The organism is Stenotrophomonas sp. CASM114 (assembly GCF_049384325.1).
GTDB lineage: Bacteria > Pseudomonadota > Gammaproteobacteria > Xanthomonadales > Xanthomonadaceae > Stenotrophomonas > Stenotrophomonas muris.
In genome coordinates this window covers 100736-116342 of sequence record NZ_JBMRGJ010000007.1, presented here as the reverse complement: position 1 = coordinate 116342, position 15607 = coordinate 100736, and the positions used below count along the sequence as shown (strand labels likewise).

The following is a 15607-nucleotide window of genomic DNA, read 5'->3' as shown; positions in this document are numbered from 1 at the left end:
GCTGATTGCGGCTTAATCCCCTCCGTCCCCTTTTTTCAGCTGAGGTGCTTGCGGCGTGCGTGGATCCACGGCACGGCCAGTGCTGCGATGGCGCCGCCGGCGAAGCCCAGCGAGGCGGCCACCGTCGCTGCTTCGACCGCCCCCGGCAGCGCCAGCGCCGCCGCCACCAGCAGCAACGACGGCAGGCCGACGAAGGTGCCCAGGAAGAAGTGCCAGCGCGGTGACCAGGTGTTGAGCTGCAGCAGGCTGACCGGCTGCCAGGCGTCCGAGGCGGCGTCCTCGGCGATCTTCGCCACGGCCTTGGCCAGGTCCACTTCCGGCAGCGCGCGCCCCAGGCGGGCGGTCGCCAGCAGCTCGGCCACCGCTTCCACCGGCGGGAAGCTGGACGGCCACGCAACCGGCGCCGGCACGCCGTAGGCGGTCAGCAGCGGCACGCTCAACCACGGCGCCACCAGCGGGCGCATGCGGCGGCGCCCGTGCACGCACCAGATCTGCGGCTGGCCGTGCGCAGTGACGCTGTACAGCGCCAGTTCGTTGGCCGGCGGATAGCCGAGCATGGTCACCCGCGCGGCCAGGCTGTCCTGGCCCATCGCGCGCAGGAAGCCGGGGCGGCTGCGACCTTCCTGCATCCACGCCAGGCCCAGTGCGCCCACCAGATACGCCTCGGCGACGTCCTTGCTGCCGGCCGTGGCGCGCTCGTCACTGGCCAGATACCACGCCAGTGATTTCGGTTCGGCCACATCGTCCAGGCCCCAGCGGCTGTCATCGCCCAGTACGTGCCGCACCGGCAGTCGCGCGGGAGCGGTTTCGCCACGTTCGCCTGGCTGCAGGAAGGGCAGCACGCCCTGGATGAAGGTGGACAGCTCGATCGCGCGCGCGCCGTGGCCCTGCCATTCGGGCGGCAGCAGCCCGGCCAGCTGGCCTTCGGCGGCCAGCGCATCAAGCCGGGACTTCTGCTCGACCAGCTTCTGCACCGCCCCCTTCAGCACCACGTTGTCGGGCAGCGCGATCTGCGGCAGGCGATGGCGTGGCGGCGCCAGTTCAACGGCGTCCTCGCCGGTGCCCGCGTCGTCCAGCAGGGCCTCCTGCGCTGGCAGGGTCACGCCCTCGCCTGCCCCACCCTCGGCCAGGTCGCTGGCGGGTTCGGGCAATCGTTCGGCGTGGTCGCTGTGCATGGGCGTTCCGGAAGGTTGCATCGACGGGATGTCGACTGAGGTCCTTGCCGGTAACGGCGTGCTCACGGTGAAGTTGAGACGCCGATTCAGAGAGTGTGACGGTACGCGCAGTAGATCCGCGCCAGGCGTGGATGCGCCTCAGTGCCGACCAACGGTCGGCACCCACCGGGGTGGGCGGTCAGCGGTCGGCACCCACCAGAGCATGCCGGCCAGCGGCCGGCACTACCCTATTCCGGTTTGTCAGGCGCCCACTGCTTGAGGAAGGCACTCACCCGCGCAGGCTGGAACGCCTCGCCCCTGCGCAGCTCGCCGGTGGCCTGCGATACCAGCAGGCCGCCATCTGCATCGAGCACCAGCAGGTACGGGTAGTCGCGAGCCATCACCGGGTACTGGGCGAAGAAGGCGGTGTTGGGCTGCTCGTCGCTGGCGTTGACCTTCACCCACACGTAGTGGGCATCGCGGAAGCGACGCAGGTCGCCGTTGCCTTCCACCACGTCGTCCAGCGCCCGGCAGCGCTCACAGGCGGCGTTGCCGACCTCCAGCAGGATCCGCTTCTTGCCACGCTGGGCTTCCACCTTGGCGGTGGCCAGGTCGTCGGCGGGGTTGCGGGCCGGGTCGAACTGCGCGCCGAGCCCGGCGATGGCGGCGATGTCCGCCGCCACCGGGGTGTTGCCCGAGGCCACCGGTTCGCTGGGGTCAGCAACCGGTGGCTCGGTGGGTCGGGTATCCAGGGGCTGCGTGGGCTCGGCGGCGGCAGGCGGTTGCGGTTGCGAACAGGCGCCGATCAGCGCCGCACAGACCACCACCATTGCACCACCGAGCTTGCTTCGCATGCCTTCTACCCTCTCATCATTACTTGACGCCGTGCATCAGCTTGTTGATCAGCGGGGCGATCAGGAACAGCACCACGCCGGAGCCGATCAGGGCCCAGAACCCGAAGGTATACCCCTTCAGGGCCGACTCGACCGTCATGCCGCCTTCACCACTGACCACGCCGGCGAAGATGCCCGACAGGTTGTTGCCGATGCCGGTGGACAGGAACCAGCCACCCATGCCGAAGCCGACCAGGCGCACCGGGGCCAGCTTGGTCACCATCGACAGGCCGATCGGCGACAGGCACAGCTCACCCACCGACTGGATGACGTAGACCATGAACAGGGTCCAGAACGGGATCTTGCCGTCAACGACCATCTGCGACAGGGCGAACATCAGCAGGGCGAAGGCGGCGCCGTTGAACAGCAGGCCCAGGCCGAACTTGCGCGGGATGGACGGATTGGCGCGGCCCATGGCCACCCAGATCCAGGCGATGACCGGCGCCAGGGTGATGATGGCCACCGAGTTGACCGACTGGAACCACGCGGTCGGGAAGGTCCAGTCACCGAACTGGCGGTTGACGATGTTCTCGGCCAGGAAGGTGAACGAGCTGCCGGCCTGTTCGAAGAACATCCAGAACATCACGTTGAAGGCGAAGATGATCAGCATGGCGATCACGCGGTCGCGCTGCACCTTGCCTTCGCGGACGCCCTCGACCAGCAGCAGGATGGCCAGCGCGGTGAACATCGCGCCCAGGATCCAGGCCAGCGCGGTGGCACCGGTAGCCAGCAGGAAGTACGCCACCGGGATGGCGACCACGGCACCGGCAAGCACCATGATGATGCGGCCGAAGCCTTCAGCGCCGGCCGGCGGTGCACCGATGCCCTTCAGGCCGGCGCGACCGATGTAGAACCACACCAGCGAGATCAGCATGCCCACGCCCGAGGCAATGAACACGACCTTGTAGGACGGCATCGCGTCGGTACCGAACACCTTGCGGGCCAGGTACTCGGTCAGCACCGGGGCGATCATCGCGCCGATGTTGATGCCCATGTAGAAGATGGTGAAGCCGGAGTCGCGGCGCTCGTCCTTCAGGCCGTACAGCTTGCCGACCATGGTCGAGATGTTGGGCTTGAACAGGCCGTTGCCTACGATGATCGTGGCCAGGCCAAGCTTGAAGATGTGCTCCTGCGGCAGCGAGATCATGAACAGGCCTGCGGCCATGATGATCGCGCCGGTCAGGATCGAGCGCTGGTAGCCCAGTACCCGGTCGGCCACGTAGCCACCGAAGATCGCCGCGGCGTATACCAGGGCCAGGTAGGCGCCATAGATGCGGCTGGCGTCGCCTTCACCGGCAGCGCTGCCGTTGTAGAACTGGGCGACGATGTACAGCACCAACGCCCAGCGGATGCCGTAGAACGCAAAGCGCTCCCAGAACTCGGTCATGAACAGCATCCACAACGGGCGCGGGTGGCCCAGCGTGGTCTTGAAGTCCGGCAGCGCCGGCTCTGGGGTGTTCGCAGTGGCGTTTACGCTCATGCGGATTTCCTGGTTCGGTGGATGACGAGCACGTCCGCTGTGCAGTTGGAGCAACGCGCGAGGATCACCGACTTCTGCCGTTCACGTCAAATACACGCCGTTTGAGGCAGGTGCCAGCCTGCTCGCTGAACTTGCATCTGAAACGATCCAGCCAATGGCCGGGGTCCAAGCTGAATGGGGGTCAGCCCAGTTCTGCCGGGGGTGCCGCCTGCAGGCTGGTGCGCACCTGGAACAGTTCGGGGAAGAAGGTCAGCTCCAGCGCCTTGGCCAGGAAGCCCACGCCGGACGAGCCGCCGGTGCCGCGCTTGAAGCCGATCACGCGCATCACCGTGCGCATGTGTCGGAATCGCCACAGCTGGAAGGCGGTCTCCAGGTCCACCAGGTCCTCGCACAGCGCGTACTCGCGCCAGTAGCGGTCGGTGTCCTGGTAGATGCGTTCGAAGACCGGCTGCAATGCGTCGTCAGCCACGTGCGGCTGGGTCCAGTCGTGGGCCTCGTAGACCGCCGGCACGGCATGGCCGAAGCGGGCCAGGTACTTCAGGAATTCCTCGTACAGGCTCGGCGCCTCCAGCACGATGCGCAGCTGCGCCTGCCCGGCCGGGTCGTGCTCGAACACCTGCAGCATCTGCGCGTTCTTGTTGCCCAGCAGGAACTCGATGTAGCGGTACTGCAGCGACTGGAAGCCCGAAGACGGCCCCAGCACGTCGCGGAAACCCATGTATTCGGACGGGGTCAGCGTTTCCAGCACCGACCACTGCTCGGTGAGCTGGCGCAGCACCTGCTTGCTGCGCGCCAGCACCTTGCGGCACTGCCAGACTTCATCGCGCTGCAGGAAGCCGATCGCCGCACGCAGTTCGTGGCCGAGCAGCTTCAGCCACAGCTCCGAGGTCTGGTGCTGGATGATGAAGAGCATCTCATCGTGGTGCGGCGGGTTGGACAGCGGCTGCTGCGCGCTGAGCAGCTGGTCCAGCCGCAGGTAGCCGCCGTAGGTCAGGCGTCCCTGCAGGTCGGTGTGGATGCCGGCTTCGAGATCGCGTTGGTTGTTGTCGACGGACATGGGCGGGACCAGATCGGGGGCGGCAAGGGTAGCGCGTTGCCGCCGCGCTGGCAGCCGCCGGGTCCATACCGGGGCGTGCGGTGCCCCGTGGAGCATTGGCCGATGCGGGGCCTGCGCGTGGAACCGATCGGGTTGTTGCGCCAGCAGTCAGCCAGAGGCGTATTCTGATGCTTTGCAGCAACGACTGAATACGTTGTTGTTATTGGCCCCCCACCCGCCGGCAGGGGTAAAACAGGGCGTTGCCGTGTTGCGGCGCAGGAAGGCTATTCCGTACGCGTTCCTTAACATGGCGATTCATATCATTTGTAACTTCTCTGTCGAAGGTGCAGTACGCAATGACGGTTGCCGCTGAATTCAAGATCGAATACCTGCAGTACCTGGATACGGACGGCAAACTCGTCCGCGATGACCTGCCCGCGTCGCTGCGCGACCCCCAGGTCCTGGTACCGCTGTTCAAGCAGATGCTGTTCGTACGTACGTTCGACAGCAAATCCATCGCACTGCAGCGCACCGGCAAGCTGGGCACCTATGCCGCCTGCCTGGGCCACGAAGCCGCGCACGTGGGTATCGGCGCGGCGATGCAGAAGGACGACGTGTTCGCGCCTTCGTACCGCGAGTATGGCGCGATGTTCATGCGTGGCGTGCGCCCGCACGACGTGCTGATGTACTGGGGCGGCGACGAACGCGGCAACGATTACGGCGGCAACGCGGCCAAGGACTTCCCGTTCTGCGTGCCGATCTCCACCCAGTGCCTGCATGCCGCAGGCGCCGCGCTGAAGTTCAAGCTCAACAAGGAACCGCAGATCGCCGTGGCGGTGTGCGGCGACGGCGGCAGCTCCAAGACCGACTTCTACGCGGCACTGAATTCGGCCGGCGCCTACAAGCTCCCGCTGATCCTGTGCATCGTCAACAACGGCTGGGCCATCTCGGTCCCGCGTTCGGCCCAGACCGGTGCCGAAACGCTGGCGCAGAAGGGCCTGGCTGGTGGCCTGCACTGCCTGCAGGTGGACGGCAACGACCTGATCGCCGTGCTGGCTGCCATGGAGCAGGCGCGCGAACGTGCGCTGGCCGGCGACGGTGGCACCGTGCTGGAACTGATGACTTACCGCCTGTCCGACCACACCACCGCCGATGACGCGCGCCGCTACCGCGACGATGCTGAAGTGAAGGATGCCTGGCAGCGCGAGCCGATGCTGCGCCTGCGCAAGTACCTGATCAACGCCGGTGTGTGGAGCGAGGATGAGGAAAGCGCCTGGGTCGCCGAGTGCGGCAAGCGCGTGGACGAGGAAGTGAACCTGTACCTCAACACGCCGGTGCAGCCGGTCGAGGCGATGTTCGACTTCCTGTATGCCGATCCGCCGCCGGACCTGCTGGCCCAGCGTGCCCAGGCGATCGCCCTGGAGAAGCGCCATGGATGAGATCAAGAACGGCGCGCCCGGCGCGCACACCAACGCCGCCGACAGCGCTGCGGTCGCGCGCGGAGAAGAGAGCATGACCACCACCCCGATCACCCTCATCGAAGCCATCACCCAGGCGCTGGCCTGGGAGCTGGAACACGACCCGTCGGTGCTGGTGCTGGGCGAGGACGTGGGCGTCAACGGCGGCGTGTTCCGCGCCACCGCCGGGCTGCAGCAGCGCTTCGGCTCGGACCGCATCCTCGATACCCCGCTGGACGAAACCACCATCGCCGGCCTGACCATCGGCCTGGCCGCACAGGGCATGAAGCCGGTGGCCGAAGCCCAGTTCGACGGCTTCATGTACCCGATGGTCGACCATATCGTCTGCCACGCGGCACGCCTGCGTTACCGCACGCGTGGCCGCCTGCACTGCCCGATGGTGCTGCGCGTGCCGTGGGGCGGTGGCATCCGCGCGCCGGAACACCACAGCGAAGCCAACGAGGCGATCTTCACCAACGTGCCGGGCCTGCGCGTGGTGCTGCCGTCGTCGCCGCAGCGTGCCTATGGCCTGCTGCTGGCCGCGATCCGCGAGCCGGATCCGGTGATCTACATGGAGCCCAAGCGCATCTACCGCCAGTACAAGGAAGTGGTCGTCAACGACGGCGAAGCCTTGCCGCTGGACGTCTGCTTCGTGCTGCGCGACGGCACCGACGTGACCCTGGTGACCTGGGGCGCGCAGGTGAAGGAAGCGCTGGAAGCGGCGGACAAGCTGGCCGGCGAAGGCATCAGTGCCGAAGTCATCGACGTGGCCACGCTGCGTCCGCTGGACTTCGCCACCATCGCCGAATCGGTGGCCAAGACCGGCCGCTGCGTGATCGTGCAGGAGGCCCCGAAGACCGCGGGCTTCGGCGCCGAGATCGCCGCGCGCCTGGCCGAGGAATCGATCTACGACCTGCTGGCACCGGTCGAGCGCGTCACTGGCTACGACACCCACATTCCGCTGTTCCGCCTGGAAATGAAGTACCTGCCGAGCGTTGAGCGGATCGTGGCTGCGGCCAAGCGCGCGGTGGCGGCCGGCTGACATGCGGGCCCGCCTTCTGGGGGCTTACCGCAGCCAGTATCCCAACCCGCTCCGGTTCCGCACCGGCCAGATCGTCGAAGTAGGTGTCCGTGACGAGGAATGGCCGGCGTTTGCCTGGGTACGCACCAACGATGGGCGCGCTGGATGGGCGCCCATCGCCTGGTTGCAGCTGCTGGACGAGGGTCGCGCCGAAGCGCTGTGCGACTACGACGCCCGCGAGCTGGATGTGGAAAGCGGCGAGATGGTGAAGCTTCATCACGAACACGGCGGGTGGTGGTGGTCCGAGCGCGCCAATGGCGCGACGGGCTGGCTGCCGGCCCGCGAACTGGAACTGCTGGAAGAGAACTGCAAATGAGCCAGACCAAGAACTTCAACCTGCCCGACCTGGGCGAAGGCCTGCCGGACGCGACCATCGTCGAGTGGTTCGTCAAGGAAGGCGATGTGATCAAGCTGGACGAGCCGCTGGTGTCGATGGAGACCGCCAAGGCCGTGGTGGAAGTGCCCTCGCCGTTCTCCGGCAAGGTGCTGAAGCTGTCCGGCGGCGCCGGCGACATCATCCCGACCGGCTCGGTGCTGGCCAGCTTCGAACTGGACCCGAACCTGCCGCAGCGAGCCGATGGCCAGGACACCGGCCACAGCCATGGCCACGCTGCACCGGCGGCCGCACCGACCCCGCCGCCGCTGCCGGCTGCGGCCGCTCCGGTTGCCGCCGAGGAGGCCAAGCCCGCCGCGGCCGAGCGCGATGACGCCGGTACCGTGGTCGGCGCGATGCAGAGCTCCAATGCCGTGCATGCCGAACAGGCGCTGGCCGTCGGTGGCGTCAAGGCCGTGCCGGCCGTGCGTGCGATGGCCCGCAAGCTGGGCGTGGACCTGAGCCGCGTGGCCGCTACCGGCACCGATGGCGCGGTCACCATGGCCGACGTCAAGCAGGCCGCCGCCAATGGCACCGCCAAGCTCGGCGCTGCTCCGGCACCGGTTGCCGCTGCTGCCTATGCCGCGCCGTCCCCGGCGCAGGTGTCTGCCCCGGTGCAGAGCGAAGCCCGCACCCCGCTGTCTGCCGCCGGCAAGCCGATGCGCACCCAGCCGCCGGGTGTGGTCGCCAAGGGCCAGCCGGAACCGCTGAAGGGCGTGCGCCGCAACATGGCACGCGTGATGGCCGATGCGCACAGCAAGGTCGTGCCGACCACGCTGAACGACGACGCCGACATCCACGCCTGGCTGCCGGGCAACGACGTCACCGCGCGCCTGGTGCGTTCGATCGTGGTCGCCGCGCAGAAGGTGCCGGCGATGAACGCCTGGTTCGACGGTGAAGCGCTGACCCGTACCCTGCACGCGCAGGTGGACATCGGCATCGCCGTGGACACCGACGACGGCCTGTTCGTGCCGGCCCTGCGCAACGCCGACATGCTCGACGCACGCGGCATCCGCGAAGGCGTCAACCGCCTGCGCGAGCAGGTGGAATCGCGTTCGATCGCGGCGTCGGAACTGAGTGGCTACACCATCTCGCTGTCCAACTTCGGCATGTTCGCCGGCCGCTACGCGACCCCGGTCGTGGTGCCGCCGTGCGTGGCCATCGTCGGTGCCGGCCGTGCCCGCCACCAGATGACCCCGGTGATGGGCGGCGTGGAAGCACACAAGGTGATCCCGCTGTCGGTCACCTTCGACCACCGCGCAGCCACGGGTGGTGAAGCTGCCCGCTTCCTGCGCGCGATGATGGACGACCTGGCGCTGGCCAGCTGATCGGCCACCTGACCGGCAGGTGCCAACCGTTGGTTGGCACATGACTTGGAGAAAACGCCGGGCATTGCCCGGCGTTTTTTTTCCGGCATCCACGCATGGCGTGGATCTACACAATGCGGGCGATCAATTCCGCGCGACCATGCCTTCGGCGCGGCTGTACACACGCAGGCGGTGGCCATCAGGGTCGGCACCGACGAAGGTGTGGCCGAACTCCAGCGTCACCGGCGACTGCAGGATCTGCACGCCGAGCCCACGCCACGCATCGTGCATCTGCTGCACGGCCTCGGGGTTTGCGACCACCATCGCCAGTTCGGCGGCGCCAGCCTGCGCAGACACCGGCGGTTGCACGCCGTCACGTTGCCACAGGCCGAGTGCGGCGCCATCGCCGAGCAGGAACAGGGCGAAGCCAGGCGACTGCTCGACCGGCGGTTTGCCGAGGATGCCGCTGTAGAAGGTGGCGCTGGTGGCGACGTCGCGCACGTACTGCAGCAGGGTGCTGGGCGTGAACATGGGGAAGCTCCGTTGTTGGGAGCGATCATGGTGGTACGAGCCTGCTGACAGATTCTGTCAGTAGCGGCGAGCGTGCTCTACTGCTGTCGCTCCTGCCCTGGTAGAGGCCGAGCCTGCTCGACTGCCGTTGCCACTGCCCTGGTAGAGGTCGAGCTTGCTCGACTGCTGTTCGCGAAGATCAAAGGCGGTCGAGCAAGCTCGCCCCCTACCAGGAGCAAAGTGCGAAGGCCGCCCTCCCCCAGAGGCAGGAAGCAGAACGCAGCAGCAGTCGAGCGGACCCGACGCTACGAACGGTCCAGCCAGTCCGGCGCGATGCCCTGCGCCTTCTGCCAGCGCCGCAGCAGCGTGGCGCGTGGTACGAGGTAGTGCTCCTCCAGCACGCGCACCTGGCGGATGCGATCCAGGCGGAAATGGCGAAAATCCTCGCGGCGCTCACACCACGCCGCCAGCATCGGCACCTCATCGAAGTAGCCCAGCGCGAACGGCCAGACGATGCGCTCGCTGCGCTGGCCGTGCGCGTCCTCATAGCCGAACTTCAGGCGCTGCTGTGAACCGACAGCCTCTCGCACGGCCTGCAGACGAGCTGGGGGAACCTTGGCCGCCGCACGCGAAGGGCCCACCCGCAGGCCACTGTCACGCAGGGCCTCGCGCCGCGCTGCGGGCAACACATGGGCGATACGCGCCAGGGCATCGCGTGCGGCTTCGGCCAACGCGGGTTCGGTACGGGCCGCAACCCAGCGCAGGCCCAGCACCAGTGCGTCGATCTCGGCCGGTGGCAGGGTCATCGGCGGCAGGGTGTCGCTGGGCGTCAGCTGGTAGCCGACGCCGGCCTCGCCGCGCAGGTCGGCGCCCTGCTCGCGCAGGGTTTCGATATCGCGGTACAGCGTGCGCAGGCTGATACCCAGCGCGTCGGCCAGCACCTGCCCGGCCACCGGCCGCCGATGGCGGCGCAGCAGCTGTTGAAGCTGGGTCAGGCGCAGCGCACGCGACATCAGCCGGCCAGTGCGCTCGATGCCACCACGTGCTCACCCGGTTGCGGGGCCAGCGCGGCCTCGACCAGCGCCTTGGCGATCTCGTTGGCCGGGTTGATCCGCCACGCCCGCGGCAGTACCGGCCCCAGCACGCCCAGCACCTTCAGCGCGAGACGCTCACCGCGCCGCACCTCGTTGCGCTCGCCACCGATCAACCCTGGGCGGACCAGGGTCAACGAGGTGAAGCCCAGCGCGCGCAGATCGCGCTCCAATTCACCCTTCACCCGGCTGTAGAAGATCGACGACCGCGGATCGGCACCGGCTGCGGAATTCAGCACATAGGTCTGCGCACCCTGTGCCTGCGCCAGGCGGGCGAACGCCAGCGGGTAATCATGGTCGATGCGATGGAAGGCCTCGCGGCTGCCAGCCTGGGCAATGGTGCTGCCGAGCGCGCAGATGACCGCGTCCACGCACGCCCACCCGGCTGCGGCGGGCAGCGCATCGAAGGCCAGTACCGGGTTCTCCAGCTTCCCGTGGGCTGCGCCCAACGGGCGACGGGCCGGGGCGATCACGGCGCTGCAGCGCGGGTCGTCCAGCAGCCGGGGCAGGGTCAGCCCACCGACCAGGCCGGTCGCCCCCAGCAACATCACGCGCATCACCACCTCCACTGCGGCATCCTGTCGCCCATCCTAGCCGTTCAAGCCGTCGGCGGCCGCGCCGATATGCTGGAACCAGTCCCTGCCAGCCCCCAGGATTCGCTCCATGACGGACCAGCCCGACCACCGCCCTGCCCCCGGTACCGCCCTTGGGCCGCCGGCACGCGTGCGCGCGGTGGTGGACGATGGGCTGGGCGACCGCGTGGTGCTGCAGGGCGGCGGTGGCGTGGCGCTGCAGCAGCTGTTCGCAGGCGCCGACGCGCCGGAACCGCTGCTGGCCGCGTTCGCCAACGGCATGGCCACCCTGCCCGGCGAGCTGGGCGACATGGGCGACCGCCTGCAGTCGGCGCAGGCCAGTGCCGATTGGCCGCGCTACGGGCGCGCGATGCGCCAGTTGATCGACAAATACATCCGCACCATCGAACAGCATTCGCCGGATGGGCAACCCGAAAGCCTGCGCCTGTCCGAGCAGCTGCGGCTGCTGCTGGGCGGCGCGGTGGTGGCGCTGCTGCAGCACGACCCGGACCTGCGCGAACAGGCGCAGGCACTGGCCATGCACCTGCGCCAGTGGCAGCCAGGCACGGCGCTGGAACCGATCGAGCAGGGCGTGCGCGAACTTGGCCACCAGGTCGGCGTGCGTGCCGAGAGCTGGCAGGAGCAGCAGGCACTGCTGCTGGAGCTGTTCGCGCTGCTGCTGGAGAACGTGAGCGAGCTGCTGGATGACCGCAGCTGGCTGCAGGGCCAGATCGCCGCGGTACGCCAGCTGCTGGACGGGCCGTTGGAAGCTGACGCGGTCGAGCGCACCCGCGCCGAACTGCGCGAAGTGATCTACAAGCAGGGCCTGCTGCGCCAGGGCATCGACGATTCGAAGGCGGCGATGCGCGGGCTGATGGGCGAGTTCATCGAGCGCATGGATGGCATGGCCACCAGCACCGGCGAGTACCACGATCGCATCGGCAGCTACGCACTGCAGCTGCGCGAGGCGCGCAGCATCGCCGACCTCAACCAGCTGCTGCAGGACGTGATGCGCGACACCGGCAAGGTGCAGCAGCAGGCCGCGCAGGCGCGCGATCACCTGGCCAACGCACGGCAGGAAGTGGAGCGTGCCGAGCAGCGCATCGCCGAGCTGGAGCAGGAACTGCGCGCGGCCGGTGACCTGGCACGCATCGATCCACTGACCCAGGCGCTGAACCGCCGCGGCCTGGACGAACTGCTGCAACGCGAGCTGGCCCGTGCCGCACGCAACAACTCGCCGCTGGGCGTGGCGGTGATCGATCTGGATGATTTCCACCAGACCAACGATGCACATGGTCATGCCGGTGGCGATGCACTGCTGCAGCACCTGGTGGCCGTCTGCAAGCTGCTGCTGCGCGCCACCGATGGCATCGCGCGGCTGGGCGGCGACGAGTTCGTGCTGGTGCTGCCGGAAACCCAGGGCGCCGACAGCATGGCCACGGTGCAGCGCCTTCAGCGTTCACTGGCGCATCGCGTGCTGACCGTGCAGGACCGGCGCGTACCGGTGCATTTCAGTGCCGGGCTGGCGCAATGGCAACCCGGCGACGACACCGAAACCCTGCTGCGGCGCGCGGACGACGCGCTGTATGCCGCCAAGCGACAGGGCAAGAACCGCGTGCAGGCAGGCTGACCGTCCGGACCGCAGCAAACTACGTTGGTAGGTGCCAACCTTGGTTGGCACACGCAGAAACAAAGCGCCGACCAAGGTCGGCCTTTACCCGGCGACCCGCCGGCGATGATCCCGACCACCCTGAGCCGCTTTGGTAGGTGCCAACCTTGGTTGGCACACGCAGGAAACAAAGCGCCGACCAAGGTCGGCCTCTACCGGGGAACCTGCCGGCGACTACTTGCCGCGCAGCTTCTGGAACCCGGTCACCGCCGCCAGCACGATGGCGCCGGCGATGATGCCCACCACCATGTTGCCCGCCGCGCTGACCAGCCAGCCCCACTGGCCCTCGCCGCCCAGCGCCTGTACTGCGTGGTGCAGCGCCGGCACGTTGTGCACCAGGATGCCGCCGCCGACCAGGAACATGGCAATGGTGCCGGCCACCGACAGGAACTTCATCAGCCACGGTGCCGACGCGACCAGGCCGCGACCGAAGGCGGCAACAGCCCCACCCTTGCGCGACAGGTACAGGCCCACGTCATCCAGCTTGACGATGCCCGCCACCAGCCCATAGACGAAGACCGTCATCGCCAGTGCAACCACGGCCAGCGTGACCAGCTGGTTGGTGAACGATGCGGTGGCGACCACGCCCAGGGTCAGTACGATGATCTCGGCCGAAAGGATGAAGTCGGTGCGGATCGCACCCTTCACCTTGTCCTTCTCCCACGCGACCATGTCCACCTGCGCGTCGGCCAGCGCCTTGCGGCGTTCGGTCTGGCGCTCGGCATCGTCGTCGGCCGAATGCAGGAAGCGGTGCGCCAGCTTCTCCACGCCCTCGAAGCACAGGAAGGCACCACCGATCATCATCAGCGGCACGATCAGGGGCACGTTCCAGCCGCGGCTGTGCAGCCAGGCTTCCAGCGCACTGATCGCCAGGGCCGCCGGCACCAGGATCACCTTGTTGACCAGCGAGCCCTTGGCCACCGCCCACACCACCGGCAGTTCGCGGTTGGCGTTGACCCCGGTGACCTGCTGCGCGTTCAGCGCCAGATCGTCACCGAGCACGCCGGCGGTCTTCTTCGCGGCGACCTTGGTCAGCACCGAGACATCGTCGAGCAGGGTGGCGATATCGTCGAGCAGGGCGAACAGGCTGGCACCGGCCATGGGGCGTCCAAGAAAGGGAATAGGCGGATTCTGACCGATCCGGTGTGGACTGCGGAAGACACCGGATTCACCGCGTGCCCACCGCCCCCCGGCGACACTGCGGAATCCGGACATTGCCGGCCCGCAGCCGGCGCTACCTGTCTTCGTCGCATGGGAGTCCCGCTTGAGCAATCCGTCCGCCGCCAATGGCAATCCCCCGCTGGTCAAAGGCATGAACCGGCGCAGCCAGATCCTGCGCCTGCTGATGCGCTACCGCCATTCGGGCGTGTTCTCGGGCATGAACCTGGATGCGGCAAGCAACCAGGCCGACGTGCCCGCCGACGGCAATCCGGAACAGTTCGTCAGCGACCTGGAAGCGTTGGGGCCGACCTTCGTCAAGCTGGGCCAGATGCTGTCCACGCGGCCGGACATGGTGCCGGTGGAGTTCGCCACGGCGCTGGAGCGCATGCAGGAGAAGGTGGCGCCGATCCCGGTCGAGCGCATCCACGCGATCATCGAGCAGGAACTGGGCGTAGGGGTGAACAAGCTGTTTGCCTCGTTCGATCCCGAGCCGTTGGGCTGTGCTTCGATCGCGCAGGTACATCGCGCGGTGCTGCACGATGGCCGCCAGGTGGCGGTGAAAGTGCAGAAGCCCGAAGTGGCCGCACAGCTGCGCTCGGACCTGGAGGCACTGCGCAGCTTCGCGCTGGCCGCCGACCACCTGACCCAGGTCGGTCGCCGCGTGCGGTTGCGCGACTGGCTCAACGAGTTCGCCAAGACCCTGATGCAGGAGCTGGACTACCACGCCGAGGCCGAGAACCTGGCGCGCTTCGGACGGCACCTGCGGCCGTTCCGCCGGCTGTGGGTGCCGCAGCCGATCTGGGACTACAGCAGCCAGCGCGTGCTGACGATGGAGCTTGCCACCGGCGTGCGCGTGGATGCGATCTCCGGCGTACGCCGCACCGAGCAGGACATGGACCCGTTGGCGGCGGCGCTGATCCGCGGCTACCTGGACCAGATCTTCGTGCATGGCGAGATCCATGCAGACCCGCACCCGGGCAACCTGCGGGTGATGCCCGATGGCCGGCTGGCGATCTTCGACCTGGGCATGGTCGCGCACATGCCGCCGCGCCTGCGCGAGCGTCTGCTGAAGATCCTGTTCGCTGCGGTCGACGGCCGTGGCGAGGAAGTGGCCGATGACCTGATCAGTATCAGCACGCGGCTGGAGGCCTTCGATGAAGAGCGCTACCTGCGCGAGACCGGTCAGCTGATCGCGCGCTATGCGGCCAGCGGCAGTTTCTCCGAAGGCCGCGTGGTGCTGGACATGGTGCGCATCGCCACCGCCTGCGGCCTGCGCACGCCGCCGGAACTGAGCCTGCTCGGCAAGGCCCTGCTCAACCTGGAAACCGTGTGCCGGCTGCTGGCGCCAGAGCTGGACACGCGCCGTATCGTCGAGCGCCAGCTGCAGCACGTGATGCGTGCGCGCCTGAAGAAGTCGCTGTCTGCAGCCAACATCGCCAGCGAGGCGATGGAGCTGCAGCAGCTGCTGCGTGATGGGCCGCGCAAGCTGTCGGACATCATGGCGCTGCTGGCCGAGAACCGCCTGCAGATGAAGGTCACCGGCCTGGAAGAATCGCGGCTGATGGAGAACCTGCAGAAGATCGCCAACCGCGTGGCGGCCGGCATCATCAGCGCCGCATTGATCATGGCCGCCGCGATGATGATGAGGATCGACACCGGCTGGCACCTGTTCGGTTACCCGCTCATCGCCCTGATCCTGTTGTTCATCGGCGTGGTGCTCGGCCTGGGCATCGTAACCAGTGCATTGCTGTTCGACCGTCGTGCGCGGGCACGCGAAGAACGCGGGCATCGCTAGCGCATCGACGAAAACGCCCGTATTCATG

General features: G+C 67.9%; 13 protein-coding genes and 1 pseudogene. 6 read left to right on the top strand and 8 right to left on the bottom strand.

All coding sequences use genetic code 11. The annotated features are described in order from the left end of the window. Positions 1 to 35: 35 nt before the first annotated feature. From VG566_RS09955 to VG566_RS09940, 4 genes are all read right to left on the bottom strand, one after another. Entirely contained in the window at positions 36 to 1175 is a 1140-nt protein-coding gene (locus VG566_RS09955) for a hypothetical protein (RefSeq protein ID WP_075076646.1), read from the bottom strand. A 227-nt stretch (positions 1176 to 1402) separates the two neighbouring features. Continuing rightward, a complete protein-coding gene (locus VG566_RS09950; protein WP_014648687.1) occupies positions 1403 to 2008 on the bottom strand; it encodes a thioredoxin family protein in 606 nt (201 codons plus the stop codon). A 19-nt stretch (positions 2009 to 2027) separates the two neighbouring features. Next, on the bottom strand, positions 2028 to 3527 hold the full coding sequence (locus tag VG566_RS09945; protein WP_014648688.1) for a peptide MFS transporter: 1500 nt from the start codon (positions 3525 to 3527) through the stop codon (positions 2028 to 2030). A 181-nt stretch (positions 3528 to 3708) separates the two neighbouring features. Further along, positions 3709 to 4584: a tryptophan 2,3-dioxygenase gene (locus VG566_RS09940; RefSeq protein WP_049404537.1), complete on the bottom strand. Its 876-nt coding sequence runs from the start codon at positions 4582 to 4584 to the stop codon at positions 3709 to 3711. Positions 4585 to 4919: 335 nt separating this feature from the next. On the opposite strand from VG566_RS09940, the gene pdhA reads away from it, so the two are divergent. The 4 genes from pdhA to VG566_RS09920 are packed head-to-tail and all read left to right on the top strand — an operon-like array spanning position 4920 to position 8802. After that, complete coding sequence (gene pdhA / locus VG566_RS09935) at positions 4920 to 6002, top strand: pyruvate dehydrogenase (acetyl-transferring) E1 component subunit alpha (RefSeq protein ID WP_049404539.1); 1083 nt, start codon at positions 4920 to 4922, stop codon at positions 6000 to 6002. Next, on the top strand, positions 5995 to 7062 hold the full coding sequence (locus VG566_RS09930; RefSeq protein WP_005414714.1) for an alpha-ketoacid dehydrogenase subunit beta: 1068 nt from the start codon (positions 5995 to 5997) through the stop codon (positions 7060 to 7062). Before pdhA ends, VG566_RS09930 begins: the two co-directional genes overlap by 8 nt. A gap of 1 nt (position 7063) precedes the next feature. Then, positions 7064 to 7417 carry an SH3 domain-containing protein gene (locus VG566_RS09925; protein WP_012512332.1) on the top strand — a complete coding sequence of 118 codons (354 nt, stop codon included), beginning with the start codon at positions 7064 to 7066 and terminating at the stop codon, positions 7415 to 7417. Further along, a complete protein-coding gene (locus tag VG566_RS09920; RefSeq protein WP_241884493.1) occupies positions 7414 to 8802 on the top strand; it encodes a dihydrolipoamide acetyltransferase family protein in 1389 nt (462 codons plus the stop codon). The genes VG566_RS09925 and VG566_RS09920 overlap by 4 nt, the downstream gene beginning before the upstream one ends. Before the next feature lie 123 nt (positions 8803 to 8925). Here VG566_RS09920 and VG566_RS09915 read toward each other — a convergent pair whose 3' ends face one another. The 3 genes from VG566_RS09915 to VG566_RS09905 all read right to left on the bottom strand — a co-directional run bounded on the left by VG566_RS09915 (position 8926) and on the right by VG566_RS09905 (position 10939). Continuing rightward, on the bottom strand, positions 8926 to 9312 hold the full coding sequence (locus VG566_RS09915; protein ID WP_049404541.1) for a VOC family protein: 387 nt from the start codon (positions 9310 to 9312) through the stop codon (positions 8926 to 8928). Between the two features lie 284 nt (positions 9313 to 9596). Then, complete coding sequence (locus VG566_RS09910) at positions 9597 to 10304, bottom strand: helix-turn-helix transcriptional regulator (RefSeq protein WP_032958826.1); 708 nt, start codon at positions 10302 to 10304, stop codon at positions 9597 to 9599. After that, positions 10304 to 10939 (bottom strand): NAD-dependent dehydratase, encoded by a 636-nt coding sequence (locus VG566_RS09905; protein ID WP_172412053.1) that lies wholly within the window; start codon positions 10937 to 10939, stop codon positions 10304 to 10306. The genes VG566_RS09910 and VG566_RS09905 overlap by 1 nt, the downstream gene beginning before the upstream one ends. Positions 10940 to 11045: 106 nt before the next feature. On the opposite strand from VG566_RS09905, the gene VG566_RS09900 reads away from it, so the two are divergent. After that, positions 11046 to 12584 carry a GGDEF domain-containing protein gene (locus tag VG566_RS09900; protein WP_241884492.1) on the top strand — a complete coding sequence of 513 codons (1539 nt, stop codon included), beginning with the start codon at positions 11046 to 11048 and terminating at the stop codon, positions 12582 to 12584. A 213-nt stretch (positions 12585 to 12797) separates the two neighbouring features. Here the strand turns inward: VG566_RS09900 and VG566_RS09895 are convergent, their stop codons facing one another. After that, positions 12798 to 13724 (bottom strand): DUF808 domain-containing protein, encoded by a 927-nt coding sequence (locus tag VG566_RS09895; protein WP_014648696.1) that lies wholly within the window; start codon positions 13722 to 13724, stop codon positions 12798 to 12800. A 208-nt stretch (positions 13725 to 13932) separates the two neighbouring features. Here VG566_RS09895 and VG566_RS09890 point away from each other — a divergent pair. Further along, positions 13933 to 15579 (top strand): annotated as a pseudogene (locus tag VG566_RS09890) (ABC1 kinase family protein); the annotation flags it as partial. Positions 15580 to 15607: the final 28 nt, after the last annotated feature.